The following is a 17316-nucleotide window of genomic DNA, read 5'->3' as shown; positions in this document are numbered from 1 at the left end:
GATACAGTAAAGGAGAAAGTATATGAAAAAGGTAGTATCGTTTTTATTAACACTTATTATGGTATTTGGTCTAATGGGATGTTCGGGTTCGGATAAAGAGCAGAAAAAAGAGGACACAAATGCATCGGGAAGTAAGAATACGAATCTAAAGGTCGCTGTCATATTGGGAATAGGAGGTCTTGGAGATCAATCTTATAATGATCAGGTTTATAGTGGACTAGAGCGTGCGAAAGAAGAATTGGGAGTAGATTTTGACTATGCAGAGCCCAAAGAAGTTACAGATTTTGAAACGATTCTTAGAGATATGAGTAATTCTGGTGAGTATGCAGTCATTATTGGAATTGCTTTCGATCAATTGGATGCTTTTACAATGGTTGTACCAGACTATCCTGATCAGCAGTACGCACTCATTGATGCGACTCTTCTTGAAGAAAATGTGGCAAGCTATGCAAGCAAGGAGCAGGAGGGCGCATTTCTTGTAGGTGCGCTTGCAGCTTATATGAAACAGGATGCGGCGTCCTATAATTTGGAGGATAATCACAAGTATGGGTTTATCGGCGCAATGGAGTCAGAAACAATTGACCGGTTTGCCGCAGGCTATCAAGCCGGCGTTAAATATGTAGATTCAGATGCCGATGTGGCCATACAATACGTAGGCGGAGATAATCCTTTTGGGGATACTACAACAGCTAAGGAAATTGCAGGCAGCCAGTATGCGAAAGGATATGATATTATTTTCCATGCTGCGGGAGGATCAGGTCTTGGAGTGTTTGCAGCTGCAAAAGAGTCTGATTTTATTGCAATCGGTGTTAATTCAAATCAAAATACAGTAGATCCAGATCATATAGTTGCAAGTATGCTTAAGCGAGTAGACAATGCAGCATATGACATTGTAGAATCTACAGTGAATGGCAATCTAAAAGTTGGTGAAGAGACTGTACTGGGGCTGTCTGATGAAGGAATTGGTTATACTTTAGAGGGGAGCAATATAAAGGTTCCGGATGAAATTGTAGAGCAGTTAGAAACAATTAAATCGCAGATTATTAGTGGGGATATCGAAGTACCATCAGAGTTGTAAAAATAAGAAAAGAAGATGTTTTGTATCGGGGAACATCTTCTTTTTTATAAGAGAATAGTTGAGGTGACAACGGTGTTAGCTGTAGAAATGAGAAATATTACAAAACGTTTTGGGAGTTTCACTGCAAACGACCAGATCAACTTTTTGGTAGAAAAAGGGGAGATACACTGTCTGCTTGGAGAAAACGGTGCGGGGAAAACAACTCTCATGAATATACTGTTTGGTTTATATAAGGCAGATAAAGGATCTCTGAAAATAAATGGAAAAGATATTGTAAAGCATTCGGCAAAGAAGGCATTCGAATGTGGACTTGGCATGGTGCATCAGCATTTCATGCTCGTAGATGCACTGACAGTGTGGGAAAATGTAGTGGTAGGGAATGAACCGGGCAGATTTGCGATTGACAGAAAGACAAGCATTCAGCAGGTACAGCAAATTTCAGATTGTTATAATTTTGGACTAAATGTAGAAGATAAAGTCTCAGATTTGTCTATCGGTATGAAACAGCGTGTTGAAATATTGAAAACACTTTATCGAGGGGCAGAAATTATTATTTTAGATGAACCGACTGCTGTGCTTACACCACAGGAGGTGGAACAGCTGCTGGACATTTTTCGGGACATAAAAAGACAGGGAAAGACCATTATATTTATTACACACAAATTAAATGAAACAAAAGCAGTCTCGGACTCTGTTACAGTTTTGCGAGGGGGCAAGTCAGTATATAGTGCTGCCACAAAAGAGGTGACTATAAAGGCTCTTGCGAACAGAATGGTCGGACATGAGGTGACTTTTAACCTGAAACGGCTTCCGAATGATATTGGGGAGGCAGTCGTTTCTATCAATCAAGTACGTATTTTAGAAAATGCTCAGGAGACAGTATCTTTTGATATTCATGCGGGAGAGATTTTGGGAATTGCTGGTGTAGAGGGAAATGGCCAGATGCAGCTGGAAGAAATTTTGATGGGATTTCAAAAATGTAAAGAGGGATCCATAGTAATCAAAGGGGAGGACGTAACAAAATGGTCCACTAGAAAACGCTTAGAGAAGGGGATCAGTTATATCCCATCGGAAAGGCATCAAAGGGCTATATTATCTAATTTTTCAATTTTAGACAATTATTTATTAGGAAATCAATTTAATAAAAAGTTTGTAAAAAAGGAACTAATTAATTATACATACTTAAATAAGATGGCCTCAGCATCAATGAAAAAATATGATGTGCGTGCTGTAGACGAAAAACAGGCCGTTGGTTCTTTATCAGGCGGAAATCAACAGAAAATGGTCCTAAGCCGTGAAGTGGAAAAAAATTCAGATTTTGTGCTTGTTTGCCAACCGGTACGTGGACTGGACATAGGTGCTATTCATTATATTCATGAAATATTATTAGAATTAAGAAAACAAGGAAAAGCTATTTTATTAATTTCTGCAGAGCTGACAGATATTTTTCAGCTCAGTGATAGAATAGCAGTATTATACAAAGGTGAAGTGATGGCTCTGAAAAAAAATGAAGAATTTACAAAAGAGGCCATAGGTCTTTTGATGGCTGGACAGAAAGGCGGGAAATAAATGGGGGTGAAGGGGAAAAGAACAAGTTATATAATGCTGCCTGAACTGCAAAATTTATTGCTGTCAGCTATTGCAATTATTTTATCATTATTCATAACTGCTGTTATTATGTTAGCTTCTGGGTATCACCCGTTTGAGGCTTTTCGGGCATTACTTGATGGCGCTTTTGGCTCCAGAAATTCGATGGCTACAACGTTGGGCAAAACCATACCGTTAGTGTTTGTAGGATTGGCATGTGCATATTCCAATAGGGGGGGACTGTTTAATATTGGCTGTGAAGGACAGCTGTATATTGGAGGACTTGCGGCAACAGTCACAGCATTGCAAATGCAGGGAATGCCCAGGGCTCTGGTATTAGCAGCAGCTTTTGTTACGGGGATGTTAGCAGGCGGGCTTGCTGGCGGGGTGACTGGATTCTTAAAAGCAAAATTGAATATCAATGAGGTCTTGGTAGCCATTATGCTGAATTATATTTTAAAGTTTTTTGCCAGTTATTGTGTGCATGGCCCTATACAGGATCTAAAGTCCAGCGTTGCACAGACTGCTGCGATTGGGGATAAATATATGCTTACAAAATTAGTGCCTAAGTCCCAATTAACTACTGCATTTTTGATCGGAATCCTATTGGCTGTCTTATTATATCTCTTTTTTAGTAAAACAAGGGCGGGTTTCAATATCAGGGCAGTTGGAGAGAATGGTACAGCAGCCCAGGCATCTGGCATTGGAATGATAAAGACAGTGATCATGACAATGGCCGTGAGCGGCGCTTTAGCTGCACTGACAGGTATTACAGAAGTATTTGGAAAAACAGGGAAATTTGTGGATGGCTTTTCTCCGGGTTATGGCTTCACTGGTATTGCAGTAGCAGTGTTAGGAAGAAATCATCCTGTAGGAGTTCTATTGAGCGCACTATTGTTTGGGATCATGGAGTCCGGGGCAATGAAAATGAGCTACATAGCAGGGGTATCTACCAGTATGATCAAGGTAATGCAAGGGCTGGTGATCCTGTTTGTAGCAACGCCTGAACTTGTTTCTTTCATAAAGGGAAAGGGGGCAAAATAGGTGGATAATTTGGAACATCTCATTTCTATGAATATGCTGTTAGTGACGTTGAGAATGGCAATTCCGCTTATTCTGGCTTCCATAGGAAGTGTAATCTGTGAACGCAGCGGGATCATAAATCTTGGTATTGAAGGTATGATGCTGGCTGGTGCGTTAGGTGCGGTAATCGGAACTTCTGTATTTCAATCACCCTGGATGGGGACCTTAGCTGCTATCATGATGGGGGGAGTGTTTGGCCTGATCCATGCGGTTTTTTGTATCCGATACCATACAAATCAAGCCGTAAGTGGTGTGGGGATTAATATTTTTGCTTCTGGATTGACAATTGTTCTATGCAAAGCAATTTGGGACAAAGAAGGATTGAGTGGAGAAGTTGCGCAGATTCCAACTGTGACGGTTCCTTTTTTACATAAGATTCCAGTGATCGGTCCACTATTTAAAGAACAGTCCCCGTATTTGTATATCACTATATTGATCGTAGCCATTTCGTGGTATGTGATGTATCGTACAAAAGTGGGCCTGCGCCTTCGTACAATAGGAGATCATCCGAAAGCGGCGTCTACTGCAGGAGTGGACGTTACGAAATATCGGTATATTGCAGTTATAGTATGCGGAATGTTATGCGGTCTATCCGGTTCCTATTTGTCTATCGTGCAAAGCAATCTTTTTGTAAAAGAGATGGTTGCGGGAAGAGGATACATAGCCCTTGCAGCAACGATTTTTGGAGGCTGGAATCCACTGGGATCTTTTTGGGCAAGTCTGTTGTTTGCATTCTCACAGGCACTTAGAATTACGCTTGATCTGGATATACCGGAACAATTTCTACAAATGTTTCCATACCTGCTGACAATGTTTGTACTGATCCTTGCAGGTGGAAAAGCGAAGGGGCCACAGGCTTCTGGTGACATCAAAGACTAGAGGGTGAGGAATATGGAAAAGGAAAGTATTCTTATTAAAAATATAAAATATCTTGTTACATGCGATGAGAATGACCAGGTATATTCTCATGTGAATATGTATATAGAAAAAGGAAAAATTTCTTATATTGGTTCAGAGGGCAGAAAGGCAAAAACAATAATTGATGGAACAAACTTTGTGGTTTATCCGGGGCTGATCAATACACATCATCATTTGTATCAGATATTTAGCCGTAATCTTCCGGAGGTTCAGCGCATGGAGTTGTTTCCGTGGCTGCGATATTTATACGGAATATGGAAAAATATAGATGAAAAAATAGTATATTATGCCACACTAGTTGGGGCTGGTGAACTGATGAAAAATGGCTGCACGACTTGCTTTGATCATCATTATGTATTTCCGGAAAATGGGGGACATCTGATTGAAAGTCAATTTGAGGCGGCAAATAAGCTGGGAATTCGATTTCATGCATCAAGGGGAAGTATGGATCTCAGTCAAAAGGACGGTGGACTTCCACCGGACGCGGTTGTGCAGACAACCTCAGAAATTATGAAGGATTCTCAGAAACTAATTGAGCGGTATCATGACATTTCAGAAGGGTCTATGCGTCAGATTGCGTTAGCGCCCTGTTCTCCGTTCAGCGTTTCAGAAGATCTAATGAAAGAGTCTCAGCAGCTTGCAAGAGACTTTGGCGTGCGCCTTCATACACATTTGGCAGAAACACAGGAAGAAGAATGTTATATGCTGGAAAAAATAGGGATGAGACCATTAGAGTATATGGAAAAACTGAATTGGCTGGGACCAGATGTATGGTTTGCACATGGAATTCATTTTAATGACAGGGAACTGGAATTGTTAAAATCAACAGATACCGGGATTGCACATTGTCCGATTTCAAATATGAAATTATCATCAGGAGTTGCCCGGATTCCTGAGATGCTCCGTATTGGAGTCCGAGTTGGCCTTGCGGTTGACGGCAGTGCCAGTAATGATGGATCTAACCTCTTAGAGGAAATGAGGGCAGCATATCTGCTGCATAGACTGCAGGCAAGCTCTGATGCACCAGATGGATATGAGATTCTGAAAATGGCAACTAGAGGTGGCGCAGAGATTCTTGGTCGTAAAGATATCGGGAGTCTTGAAATTGGAAAGCAGGCAGACTGTTTTATGATCGACACACGGAAATTGGAGTTAGTTGGAGCGATGGAAGATGCGAAATCCATGCTTGCTACAGTAGGGTATAAACAGCCGGTCGATTATACAATTGTAGCAGGTAAAATAACTGTAAGCGAGGGAAAGCTGACTGCTTTGGAAGAAGGCCGGTTAATTGAGGAGGCACATCAAGTTTCGAAAAATTATTTGTGTAATTAACATATTTTTTACAGCGGAACTCCTGTGGAAATGTATGGCTGTGCGGGGAATGATGCAAATTAAAAAAAGGAGGTAAATGAAAGTGCTTCATTTCCTCCTCTTTTTCTGTTATATATTCTATACAGCTTTTATATTGGCCTGAACAGATGGCGTGGGATTCCGTCTACAACGATCGGGGAGACATCGCCCTGTATGAGCGGACGCACGTAGTTGAGGAATTCCTGGGTTACGTAGGTGCCCTCTTTGTTTACCCAGTTTCTCGGGACGAGCTTTTCATCGTTTGCTATTTTGTGTACGTCCTTGACCTCTGTGCCGCTCTGATATGGGTCATCGGAGAGGCGCTGCAGGACGACCATTTTGCCGGAGTCGCCTTCATCTGCAGCTTTTACCGCCGCACCGCCTACCTGATACGCTTCCAGGATGTCCACGCGGGAGGCACAGTGGGATGCGGAACGCTGCAGGCTGCTCAGTTCTATTGTACGGGTCTTGCAGCCGACCTCACCTGCGATATAGCTGGCAAGATAGTTGGCTGTACCGGAGAGCTGTTTGTGGCCGAATGCATCTACAAAATCAATGCTCTGTCCCAGCTCGCACACATAACGGTTGTCCTTGAGCCGGATACCTTCGGAAACGGCAATGACAACAGAGGGTTTCTTGGCGAGCAGTTCACGGACCTTGGCGCCGAATGTCTCAATGTCAAAAGGCAGCTCCGGGAGATAGATCAGATCCGGACCTGCGCAGTCCTCGCCTTTTGCAAGCGCAGAAGCGCCTGTCAGCCAGCCGGCGTTGCGTCCCATGATCTCTACGATAGATACGAGTCCCTTTTCATATTCCAGGCAGAAGCTGTCGCGGATGATTTCTTTCACGGATGTGCCGATATATTTGGCGGCGCTTCCATAGCCCGGGGTGTGGTCGGTGAGCGCCAGGTCATTATCAATCGTTTTGGGGCAGCCCACAAAGCGGGTGGGATGTCCTGTGACAATGGCGTAGTCGGATAATTTTTTAATAGTATCCATGGAATCATTTCCGCCGATGTAGATGAAAGCTTCGATTTCGAGTTTATCCAGAATCTGAAAAATCTTGTCGTACACTTCCATGTTTTCGTGAATCTCCGGGAGTTTATAACGGCAGGAACCGAGAAAGGCTGCGGGAGTTCTCTTGAGTAATTCCGCATCCAGTTCTGTTTGAATAAAATCCGCCATATCTATATATCTTTCCTGCAGCAGGCCTTGAATCCCGTGCAGCATTCCGAATACTTTTTTGGCTCCGCGGTCCTTGGCCGTGCGGTATACTCCTGCGAGGCTAGAATTAATTGCTGCTGTTGGTCCGCCGGACTGGCCGACGATTACATTTCCTTTCATGTCTGTTACCTCCGTCTCTCGATTATAGTAGTTTTCGTTTCCTGATAAAGAAAACGATTTATATCCATTTTAGTGCATAATGACCAATTTGTAAACGAAAAAATATAATAAGTTGTGGAAATGTGCAAAATAATGTAACGGTTCAGACAGGTCTGCGCATTTACTGCGCAGACCGTACGAAAACATGGTGGTTGCAGGCATCCAGCTCTTCGACGCTGGCGAATTTCAATGTGCTGGATGCGTAACAGTTCAGATTTGTCTGAACTGTTACAAATAATTATGAAGATTAGGACTGCGGATTGTGGAATGTCCGGATTTATCAAGTCATTCTATGTACAGAATGCCCTGAAAATGCTATAATATTGGACAAAGTGAGAAAAGTCCGCATAAAAAGGACTTATATTTAGGAGGATAACAAATGCATCAGTATGACTATCTGGTAGTGGGGGCAGGTCTGTACGGCGCTGTGATGGCCCACGAACTGAATAAAAGCGGAAAGAAGTGCCTTGTGATTGACAGACGTGACCACATAGCAGGAAATATTTACTGCGAAGACATAGAAGGGATTCACGTACACAAATATGGAGCACATATTTTCCACACATCCAATAAAAAAGTGTGGGAATATATGAACCAGTTTGCGGAATTTAATCATTATATTAACTCTCCCATTGCAGTTTACAAAGATGAGCTGTACAACCTGCCTTTTAACATGAACACATTCAGCAAGATGTGGGGGGTCCGGACTCCGCAGGAAGCGAAAGACATGATCGCAAAGCAGGTTGCGGAGACAAATATTACAGAACCCCGGAATCTGGAGGAGCAGGCCTTGTCTCTGGGCGGGCGCGATGTCTATGAGAAGCTGATCAAGGGATATACGGAAAAGCAGTGGGGGAGAGACTGCCGGGATCTTCCGGCATTTATTATCAAAAGACTGCCGTTTCGATACACCTATGATAATAATTATTTCAACGACAGGTACCAGGGGATTCCGATGGGGGGCTATACGGCAGTTGTTGAGAAGATGCTGGAAGGAATTGAAGTCAGGACAGGCACAGACTTTTTTACTTTTAGAAAAGAAAACCCGGATATTGCTAAGACCATTATTTTTACCGGTATGATAGATGAATATTTTGAGTACAGACTCGGGGCGCTGGAATACCGTTCTGTGCGTTTTGAGACAGAGGTGCTGGACTGTGACAACTACCAGGGCAATGCGGTGGTGAATTATACAGAGCGGGAAGTTCCCTATACCAGAATCATAGAACACAAGCATTTTGAATTCGGCAAACAGGAAAAGACCGTGATCTCCAGAGAGTACTCCTCAGAATGGTCTGTAGGAATGGATCCTTATTATCCGGTTAATGACGAAAAGAATAACAGTCTGTTTGAACAGTACAAAGAGCTGGCGGCCCGGGAGAAGAATGTGATATTCGGAGGGCGGCTTGGAGATTACAAGTATTATGACATGGACAAGGTTGTGGAAGCGGCCTTAAACAGACTGGAAGAAATGTAAGGGCAGGCGGATAAGATGAATGATAAGAAGACAAGCCTGTGGCAGCAGATTACCAGATTTGCGGTGGTCGGGGGAAGCGCGTTTCTCATCGATTACGGGATTATGATTTTATTGACGGAACTGTGCGGGATTAATTATCTGATTTCCAGTGCGGTATCGTTTACGATCTCTGTGATCTACAATTATCTGCTGAGTGTCCACTGGGTATTCAATGTCACAGGAAACAGAAGCCAAAAGCAGGATTTTGTGGTATTTATCATCCTGAGTATAGTCGGGCTGGGGATAAATCAGTTAATCATGTGGATCTGTGTTGATAAACTGGGGATATTCTATATGATTTCCAAGATCGGCGCAACTGCTATTGTAATGGTATATAATTTTATCACCAGAAAGATATTTCTGGAGAACGGAAAAGAAGAGTAGAGGGTAAAAATGCAGGCACAATAGTGCTTGCATTTTTTGTGCAGATCAAGTAAGATACTAGTATTCTGATAGGTCTGATTTTACATTTCAAAGTTTGTTTCACCATCGGTTCTGATAAGTATCTCAATCAAGAAAAAGCTGCAGAAAGGAGTATGATTGATTAAAGAAAGAAAATATGAGGTTATCAAGTTTGTAGAGCATAACGGAAAATGCCGCATTGTCATGGACTGCATTCCTGGCAGGCTGTTGGTATATAGGATGCAGGATGCAGACGGGCCTGCAAAGGATGAGGTATTCAGATGGTTTGGAATGCTGGCAGGGGAACTGGAAAAGTACCACAGATGCAAAAGGGATCAGTGCTACCGGTATCTGAATCCATACAGCGTCCTTGTAACAGCTGAAAATAAAATTTTTCTGCTGGACCTGAGTGCGGAAAGCAATGGATTTGTCCTGCAGAATATGCAGAAGCCGGCTATGCGTGAGCATTTTGTAAAACCGGTCATCCATATCAAAGAGAATACCAGGCTTTCTATGGATCTGTATAGTCTGGGAAAAACCATGCAGTTTATACTGGCCCGCGCAGAGCCGGTGATCACTCTTTCAAGAAGGGAAGAATACCTTCTGTCTGGAATCATTGAAAAATGTCTCGGTGAAAACCCGAAGAAAAAATATGTTAATCTGAAAGAAGTTCTGAAAGAATTACCCAAAGTGAGCAGTAAAAAATATGAGATACAAAAAAAGCAGAAAAAAAGTGTGCTTATTATAGCAGCCATTGTAGTGCTTTTGACGGCAGTATGGGCTGGCAAAGCGCTTGCATGTAAAGATACTGTGGAAGAATCCGGAAGGGAGGCTATAGAAGAGCCGATATATAGGTAAGGGGGAAAGTGGTGGTAAAACAGATATATCAGAAAAGTCTCCTTAAAAAGGGAGGATGCCGGGTAGTCGCTTTTGCGGCTCCCGGCATGTATTATGAAAAAGTTTATTCAAATAGTATTGCACCTGTTGTCGAATGTCAGTATCAAATGTTTTGTTCTTCATTTGATATATTTAGTATATTCAAAAGAAATGAAGAAAGCATGAGTAGAAAATGAAAGTTTTTTTAATGATAAATGAACAAACTATGAACAAACAGAAGGGGCAGTTGTGATTCTGCCCCGGTCTTAGTTCTATTAGGAATTTTTACGGCCAGATTGCTCTTGCCTTTTTCGCATCTACTACACGTTTTACTGCAATCAGGTAAGCGCCTGTGCGAAGCGTTGTATGCTGCTGTTCTGCGATATTCCATACGGCTTCAAATGCGGGATCCATAATGTTTTTCAGCTTCTCGTTAACCGTTTCTTCTGTCCAGCTTACGGACTGGATATTCTGTACCCATTCAAAGTAAGAAACTACAACACCGCCGGCGTTTGCGAGGATATCCGGAACAATGACAATCCCTTTGGCATTCAATGTTTCGTCTGCTTCCGCGGCGATTGGCCCGTTGGCCGCCTCTACGATGATGTTTGCTTTGATCCGGTCTGCATTAGAGGCGTTGATCTGGTTCTCCAGTGCAGCCGGTATCAGAACTTTGACATCCAGTTCAAGCAGTTCTTCGTTGGTAATGCGGCTCATTCCTTCTTCATTGTAATCTTTCAGCAGATTTCTGCGGTCTTTGGACAGGTACTCGAGGATAGCCGGGACATTCAGGCCGTCCTCCTTGTAGATTCCGCCGGATACGTCGCTGACAGCCACTATTTTCATGCCTTCCTTGTAAAGTAGTTTTGCGGTTATGCTTCCCACATTCCCCATTCCCTGGATCGCCGCGGTGGCTCCGTTTGGATCCTGGCCCAGCTTTTTGAGAATGTTTTTGGTGGTGAACATTACGCCGCGCCCTGTCGCCTCGTTACGCCCAAGCGCACCGCCGAGCTCGATTGGCTTTCCGGTGACAACGCCGTGTACACAGTGTCCCTTTAACATGCTGTAGGTGTCCATCATCCAGCCCATAACGGCTGCGTTAGTTCCTACATCCGGAGCAGGAATGTCCTGTTCCGGTCCGATCAGCGGGGCGATAGCGGCGGTAAATCTTCTCGTGATGGCACGGATTTCATTTTCGGATAACTTGTTCGGGTCACAGACAACTCCGCCCTTTCCGCCGCCGTATGGGATGTTGACAACAGCACATTTGAAAGTCATCCAGGCTGCCAGTGCTTTTACTTCATCCAGGTTTACGGCCGGATGAAAACGGATTCCGCCTTTGGCAGGTCCTCTGGAAGTAGAGTGCTGGATGCGGTAGCCCTCAAAAACATGGGTGGTTCCGTCATCCATCCGTACCGGAATGGCTACCTTTAACTCTCTTTCGGGATATTTGATTGCTTCGATGTCACTGTCTGAATATCCCAGAATGTCGGCCGCTTCTTTTACTACTTTTAATACGTTGTCATAAGGATTATACTGTCCCATAATGATTCTCCTTTTCATGAACTAAAATTTAATCTGGTTTCATTATTTTTTCGATTCCGGCAATCTTTACGCAGATGGTGAAGATGTCCATTGCTTTTTCCAGCTCCTCAATGACAGGATAGGTTGGGGCAATACGGATGTTGCTGTCCTTCGGATCCTTTCCGTACGGATATGTGGCCCCTGCTCCTGTCAGTGTAACGCCTGCAGCCCTGGCCAGTTCTACCGTGCGTTTGGCACAGCCCGGGAGTGTATCCAGGGATACAAAGTACCCTCCTTTTGGCGTGCTCCAGGATGCAAGGCCGGTTCCTGACAGGTTCTGATCCAGCTTATCCAGCACCATATCAAATTTAGGCCTTAATTCTTCCGCCAGCTTTTTCATATGGATTTTAATATTTTCGGGTGTTTTGAAAAACCGGACATGCCGCAGCTGGTTTAGTTTATCATGTCCGATGGTCTGTGCCGACATATGCTCTTTTAGTTCTTTTATGTTTTCCGGGCCGGAAGCGATTAGTGAGATTCCTGCGCCGGGGAAGCTGATTTTGGAGGTGGAGAAGAAATAGTACGCTCTTTCCGGGTGTCCGGCATCCTTACAAGCTTTTAATATATCTTTCAAGGGGACTTCTTCATAAATATGATGTATGCCATAAGCGTTGTCCCAGAAAATCCGGAAGTCATCTGCTGCAGTTTCCATAGAAGCAAGCTGATCTACAACGTGATCGCTGTAGCAAACGCCCTGTGGATTCGAGTGGAGCGGCACACACCAGATTCCTTTGATGGAGGCATCTTTGCGTACCAGATCCATCACAATGTCCATGTCCGGCCCGTCTTCTTTCAACGGTACGGATATCATCTCGATATCTAGCTCCTCACAGATCTTGAAGTGGCGGTCATAACCGGGAACCGGGCAGAGAAATTTCACCGGAGTGCCATTATATTTCTGCCAGACCCAGGGTTTGCAGCCGCCGGTTCCGAACAGACACAGGAAGCTGAGTGTATCAAACATCAGGTTGAGGCTGGCATTTCCACCGATTATCATCTGATCAGGGTTCAGGCCAAGCAGCTCTCCAAAGAGCTGTCTGCACTCAGGAATCCCTTCTAAGATACCGTAATTTCTGGCATCGGTACCGTCGGCCAGGGTATAGTTTTCCATTTTGTTAAGCAGTTCATTGCTCAGGTCCAGCTGGGCGGCTGCAGGCTTGCCTCTCGCCATGTTCAGATTCAGGTTCTGCGCCCGGGCTTCCTGATACTGAATCTGCAGGTCCTTCAGTAAAGCGTTCAGGTCTTCGCTTGAATAGTCTGTGATTGCTTTCATTAATGTCCTCCTTGTGCGTTGTTTCTTTTCTTGATTTTATTATAGAAATAGCATAGAATAAAAACAAATATTTATATTTATATAGTTAATATAACTAAATGCTTATGAGGATGGGGGAATGGTATGTTCAGCGGAATGAACTATGTGTATGAAGTATATAAAGAAAGAAGCTTTTCAAAGGCTGCGGAGAACCTGTATATATCCCAGCCGGCACTCAGCGCCATGATTAAAAAGGTGGAAAACAAAGTGGGAATGCCTCTTTTTGACAGGAGCACCAACCCGATCCAGCTGACAGACTGCGGGAAACGGTACATAAAAACGGCTGAAAAAATCATGGATCTGGAAGATGAGTTCGCCTACTATGTGGGAAATCTGCACGAACTCAAGACCGGGCATCTCTCTGTGGGAGGTACATACCTATTCTCCTCGTTTATATTTCCACCTATTATCTCCAGATTCCGTGATACTTATCCCAATGTAAAGGTAAGCCTTTTCGAGGGGCACACGCCGCTTCTGGAGCAGAAGCTTTTTGCAGGGGAACTGGATATTATTATTGATAACTATCTGTTGGATGAATCTATTTATGAAAAGAAAATCTTCATGGAAGAGCACCTGCTGCTGGCGGTCCCGGCTTCTTTTGACAGTAATAAAAGGGCGACAAAATACCGGCTGAGCGTGGATGATGTGAGGGAAAATGTCCATCTGCAGCCGCAGTTTCCCGGCGTTCCGCTGAAAAAATTCAAGGATGATCCCTTTATCGTACTGCGGGCCCACAATGATACAAGAGAGCGGGTGGAGGCTATCTGCCGGAGGGCGGGAGTGCAGCTGAACTATTCCTTAAAGCTGAACCAGCTTCTGACCACCTACCATCTGACGGAATTTGGAATGGGCGCCTCTTTTGTCAGCGATACGGTTGTAAAGAGCCTGCCGCCGGACGCGGACATCATCTATTATAAAATAGATGATCCGGAAGCAGTCCGGGAGGTCTATCTGTATTACCGCAAGAATAAATATCTGACAAGATGCATGACTGAATTCATGAAAATGGCGCTGCCGGGGATAAAGATCGGGGCGGAGCAGGCTGCAGAATAATTATAACCATTTGCTTATACCTGCTATAATCTGAAATGATTTGCTATTTTGCCCGGTATAATTTACACTTAGTTTAAGACAAGAATTGATGTGCCGGTAAACAAGGAAGCACAGAGCATCGCGGAAAGGGGGAGTTCTTATATGAATATATGGAAAGAACTGCTTGGCAGGGAAGAGATGACAGAGGAAGAGAAGAAAACGGTATGCAACAGCCTTATGACAAAGGAAGCGCGGATGGAACGGCTGATATTAAAACATTTTTCTACAGAGGATTTCAGAAAGGTGTGGGAGCGCAGAATCGGAGAGGGGCTGATCGGAGGGAAGGCATGCGGGCTTTTAGTGGCACGGAAGCTGATCAAAGTGCGTCTGCCCGAATTCAAAGACTACATAGAACCGCACAATTCTTTTTTTATAGGTTCGGATGTGTTCTGCAAGTATCTGGAACTGAATGACTGCATGGAACTCCGGGAAAAGCACCGTCGGGAGAAAGAACATTTTCAGGAGGCTGAGGAGCTGAAAAAAAGGCTGTTAAACGGTGTATTTCCGGAAGCAATACGGGAAGAACTGAAGAAAGTCCTGCAGCATTACGGAACTACACCGATCATTGTGCGTTCCAGCAGTTTTTTGGAGGACGGCTATGGGAATGCCTTTTCCGGAAAATATGAATCTATTTTCTGCATGAATCAGGGCTGCGAAAAGGCGCGTCTTGAGGAACTGGAGAATGCGGTGCGCCAGGTGTATGCCAGCACAATGAATCCGTCCGCGATTGAATATAGAAGAAAGCGGAAGCTGCTCGATGTGGATGAGCAGATGGCCCTCCTGGTTCAGAAGGTAGAAGGAGAAAGGTATGGCGATCTGTATTTTCCGGTGGCTGCGGGGATGGGATGTTCCTACAACCCTTATAAATGGATGGAACATATGAATCCGGATGCGGGAATGCTGCGCATCGTGATGGGGCTTGGAACCAGAGCGGTGGAGAGGACGCCGGGGGATTACCCTCGTCTTGTGGGCATGGACCGGGCGCAGGCGAATATCCGGACAACGATTGCAGACCGGCATAAGTTTTCCCAGCGCCAGGTAGATGTACTGGATCTCTCCGGGGAGGGACTGTGTACGAAAATGCTAGAAGCGGTCATTCCTAGTCTGACAGACTGGCAGAAGAAGCTGGTCTTAAGCAGGGACAGCGATGCGGAATATATATTGTCCCAGAGGCGGCAGTTCAGAAAGGTATACTTTGCAGACTGCCAGGGTCTGGTTGAGAATAATGATTTTATAAAGATGATGAGGAAGATTCTGAAGATGCTGGAGACAGAATATGAGAGGCCGGTGGATGTGGAATTTGCCGTCAGAAGTCCCGGGGAGGGGGTCTGGAAGGTGAATCTTCTACAGTGCCGTCCGCTGCAGGTTGCTGCGTCCGAGCAGGTTGAGATACCGGAAGGGCTTGACGATGAACTATTATTTGATGTGCGCCGGACTTCTATGAGGCGCTCGAAGAAAGAGGCGCTGGACTGCATTGTCTGGGTGGATCCGCAGGCATATTATGAGTATCCTTATACGAAAAAGCCCGATGTGGGAAGAATGATCAGCTGCATTAACCAGCATTACGAGGAGGAAGATAAAAAGCTTATGCTTCTTGTGCCTGGCCGGATCGGAACCTCATCCCCGGAACTGGGTGTGCCGGTTGTCTATGCAGATATCAGCCAGTTCATTGCCATATGCGAAGTGGCATACAGTAAGGCGGGCTACCGGCCGGAGCTTTCCTATGGAAGCCATATGTTCCAGGACCTGGTGGAGGCGGACGTTTATTATGGGGCAATTAACGAGAACAGCAAAACCAGGCTGTACCAGCCGGAATTACTGAATCATTTCCCAAATGTATTTTCTAAGCTTTGGCCAAAGGAAGAGGAGCTGTCGCATATTATAAAAGTGTATGATGTATCGGGAACCGGCACCAGCCTGCTTTTGGATGCAAAAGAAGGCAGGGCAGTCTGCCGGCTCGGTAAAAACAGCAGATAACGGCCGGAGAGGTGCGGCAGTCAACGGGAGGGCTTTCTTGCGGCGCTCCCCGGTTCCGGCCCTTCCGCTGTGTGTCTGACCGGGGAAACACCGCCCTTGAGATGATCCATGTTTTCCTGACAGACGGCGAGGAACTGCCGGCTGCTGGGGGCAAAAAAACTGTTTTTCATCCAGGCGAAGTTGAAGAGATGGAAGGATGAAAAATTATGAATATGTATCTGGCTGAGCCGCCCGGCATCGATATCATCTTGTACGACAAAACGGTAGATAAATGAGATTCCAATGTCCTCCATGATCAGTTTTTTGACAGCATTGATGGTTCCGATCTCCACATAGGAGCGGAAGGTATTGATGTCCTGGTTATGCGCATGCAGAATTTTGATCAGGTTGCGGTGGGAGTAGGTGTCATTTTCACGGAATACCAGTCGGTATTTGTTGAGTTCTTCGAACTGCACCGTTTTTCCGGCAAGGGGATGCCTGGGGGAACAGACGCAGATTGTCTCTGACTCAAAGAGCTCTGCGCTTTCATATTCGTCCGGGGGGCAGTAGATATCCGTAAAGCAGAAGTGGATACGTCCGCTCTGCAGCTGTGTCAGCAGTGCATCGGCTTCGCCGAGATACATGCTGACTTTTTTATTGGGAAAGCGTTTGAGATATTCGGCTACCATGTGAGGAACCAGGGATTCCCCTGTTGTCGTAATTGTACCGATTCTGATCTCCTCCGGTTCCTTCGGATCTGCCTTAAGACGGTCCGCGATCTGCTGTGAATCAGACTGTACCGTTTGTGCAAATGCACGCAGAAGCTTTCCGTGTTCTGTGAGGTGCAGGCGGCGTTTATCATCGTAATAAAGCAGTTTGGCCTGGTAATGATTTTCAAGATGCTTGATGTGCTGGGACACCGCGGGCTGCGTAATATTCAGAACACTTGCCGTCTGTGTATAATTTCTTGTCTCGCATAGGACAAGAAAGGTTTCAAGTTTTAAATCTAACATGGTAAAAGTCCTTTCTGGGCGGTATATCAAGAAGTTCTAAAATCGTTACTGTTCTGACCACAGGGTGTAAACAGTGAGCTATAATTTGAACTTATCGGGGTATAAAATAATCTAATTTCATTTTAGTATTTTTATGTGATAAAATCAAGGTACTAACTACATAAGAG

The 17316-nt window shown here is 44.7% G+C and carries 14 protein-coding genes; 10 read left to right on the top strand and 4 right to left on the bottom strand.

Features of this window, described 5'->3' with window-relative positions:
- The first annotated feature begins 22 nt into the window (after positions 1 to 22).
- The 5 genes from BN1938_RS17435 to BN1938_RS17415 are packed head-to-tail and all read left to right on the top strand — an operon-like array spanning position 23 to position 5998.
- The gene (locus BN1938_RS17435) at positions 23 to 1078 is read left to right on the top strand and encodes a BMP family lipoprotein (RefSeq protein ID WP_050641789.1); all 1056 of its coding nucleotides are present in this window, start codon (positions 23 to 25) and stop codon (positions 1076 to 1078) included.
- A 15-nt stretch (positions 1079 to 1093) separates the two neighbouring features.
- Entirely contained in the window at positions 1094 to 2647 is a 1554-nt protein-coding gene (locus BN1938_RS17430) for an ABC transporter ATP-binding protein (protein ID WP_154253272.1), read from the top strand.
- A complete protein-coding gene (locus BN1938_RS17425) occupies positions 2648 to 3709 on the top strand; it encodes an ABC transporter permease (protein WP_082203052.1) in 1062 nt (353 codons plus the stop codon). It abuts the gene before it with no gap.
- Positions 3710 to 4627 carry an ABC transporter permease gene (locus tag BN1938_RS17420; protein ID WP_242843884.1) on the top strand — a complete coding sequence of 306 codons (918 nt, stop codon included), beginning with the start codon at positions 3710 to 3712 and terminating at the stop codon, positions 4625 to 4627. It begins immediately after the preceding gene.
- Positions 4628 to 4639: 12 nt separating this feature from the next.
- Positions 4640 to 5998 (top strand): 8-oxoguanine deaminase, encoded by a 1359-nt coding sequence (locus tag BN1938_RS17415; RefSeq protein ID WP_050641788.1) that lies wholly within the window; start codon positions 4640 to 4642, stop codon positions 5996 to 5998.
- Positions 5999 to 6126: 128 nt separating this feature from the next.
- Here the strand turns inward: BN1938_RS17415 and BN1938_RS17410 are convergent, their stop codons facing one another.
- Positions 6127 to 7359 (bottom strand): 6-phosphofructokinase, encoded by a 1233-nt coding sequence (locus tag BN1938_RS17410; protein ID WP_050641787.1) that lies wholly within the window; start codon positions 7357 to 7359, stop codon positions 6127 to 6129.
- A gap of 418 nt (positions 7360 to 7777) precedes the next feature.
- Between BN1938_RS17410 and glf the strand changes: the two genes are divergently transcribed.
- From glf to BN1938_RS17395, 3 genes are all read left to right on the top strand, one after another.
- Positions 7778 to 8875, top strand: a complete 1098-nt coding sequence (gene glf, locus BN1938_RS17405; RefSeq protein WP_050641786.1) for a UDP-galactopyranose mutase — start codon at positions 7778 to 7780, stop codon at positions 8873 to 8875.
- A gap of 15 nt (positions 8876 to 8890) precedes the next feature.
- The gene (locus BN1938_RS17400) at positions 8891 to 9298 is read left to right on the top strand and encodes a GtrA family protein (protein ID WP_050641785.1); all 408 of its coding nucleotides are present in this window, start codon (positions 8891 to 8893) and stop codon (positions 9296 to 9298) included.
- A 156-nt stretch (positions 9299 to 9454) separates the two neighbouring features.
- A complete protein-coding gene (locus tag BN1938_RS17395) occupies positions 9455 to 10174 on the top strand; it encodes a protein kinase family protein (protein WP_050641784.1) in 720 nt (239 codons plus the stop codon).
- 303 nt (positions 10175 to 10477) lie between these two features.
- Here the strand turns inward: BN1938_RS17395 and BN1938_RS17385 are convergent, their stop codons facing one another.
- Both BN1938_RS17385 and BN1938_RS17380 read right to left on the bottom strand, forming a co-directional pair.
- Positions 10478 to 11737, bottom strand: coding sequence for a Glu/Leu/Phe/Val family dehydrogenase (locus BN1938_RS17385; RefSeq protein WP_050641782.1), 1260 nt, complete (start codon positions 11735 to 11737; stop codon positions 10478 to 10480).
- Between the two features lie 28 nt (positions 11738 to 11765).
- Positions 11766 to 13049, bottom strand: coding sequence for an aspartate aminotransferase type Ic (locus tag BN1938_RS17380; protein ID WP_050641781.1), 1284 nt, complete (start codon positions 13047 to 13049; stop codon positions 11766 to 11768).
- A 123-nt stretch (positions 13050 to 13172) separates the two neighbouring features.
- On the opposite strand from BN1938_RS17380, the gene BN1938_RS17375 reads away from it, so the two are divergent.
- Positions 13173 to 14141 carry a LysR family transcriptional regulator gene (locus BN1938_RS17375; protein WP_050641780.1) on the top strand — a complete coding sequence of 323 codons (969 nt, stop codon included), beginning with the start codon at positions 13173 to 13175 and terminating at the stop codon, positions 14139 to 14141.
- Positions 14142 to 14282: 141 nt separating this feature from the next.
- On the top strand, positions 14283 to 16157 hold the full coding sequence (locus BN1938_RS17370) for a PEP/pyruvate-binding domain-containing protein (protein ID WP_050641779.1): 1875 nt from the start codon (positions 14283 to 14285) through the stop codon (positions 16155 to 16157).
- Positions 16158 to 16177: 20 nt separating this feature from the next.
- Here the strand turns inward: BN1938_RS17370 and BN1938_RS17365 are convergent, their stop codons facing one another.
- On the bottom strand, positions 16178 to 17149 hold the full coding sequence (locus BN1938_RS17365; RefSeq protein ID WP_050641778.1) for a LysR family transcriptional regulator: 972 nt from the start codon (positions 17147 to 17149) through the stop codon (positions 16178 to 16180).
- Between the last annotated feature and the right edge of the window lie 167 nt (positions 17150 to 17316).

The organism is Eubacterium sp. SB2, from assembly GCF_001244405.1.
Lineage (GTDB): Bacteria > Bacillota > Clostridia > Lachnospirales > Lachnospiraceae > Faecalicatena > Faecalicatena contortus_B.
The sequence above is the reverse complement of the archived record's forward strand: the minus strand, read 5'-3'. Positions and strand labels throughout refer to the sequence as shown.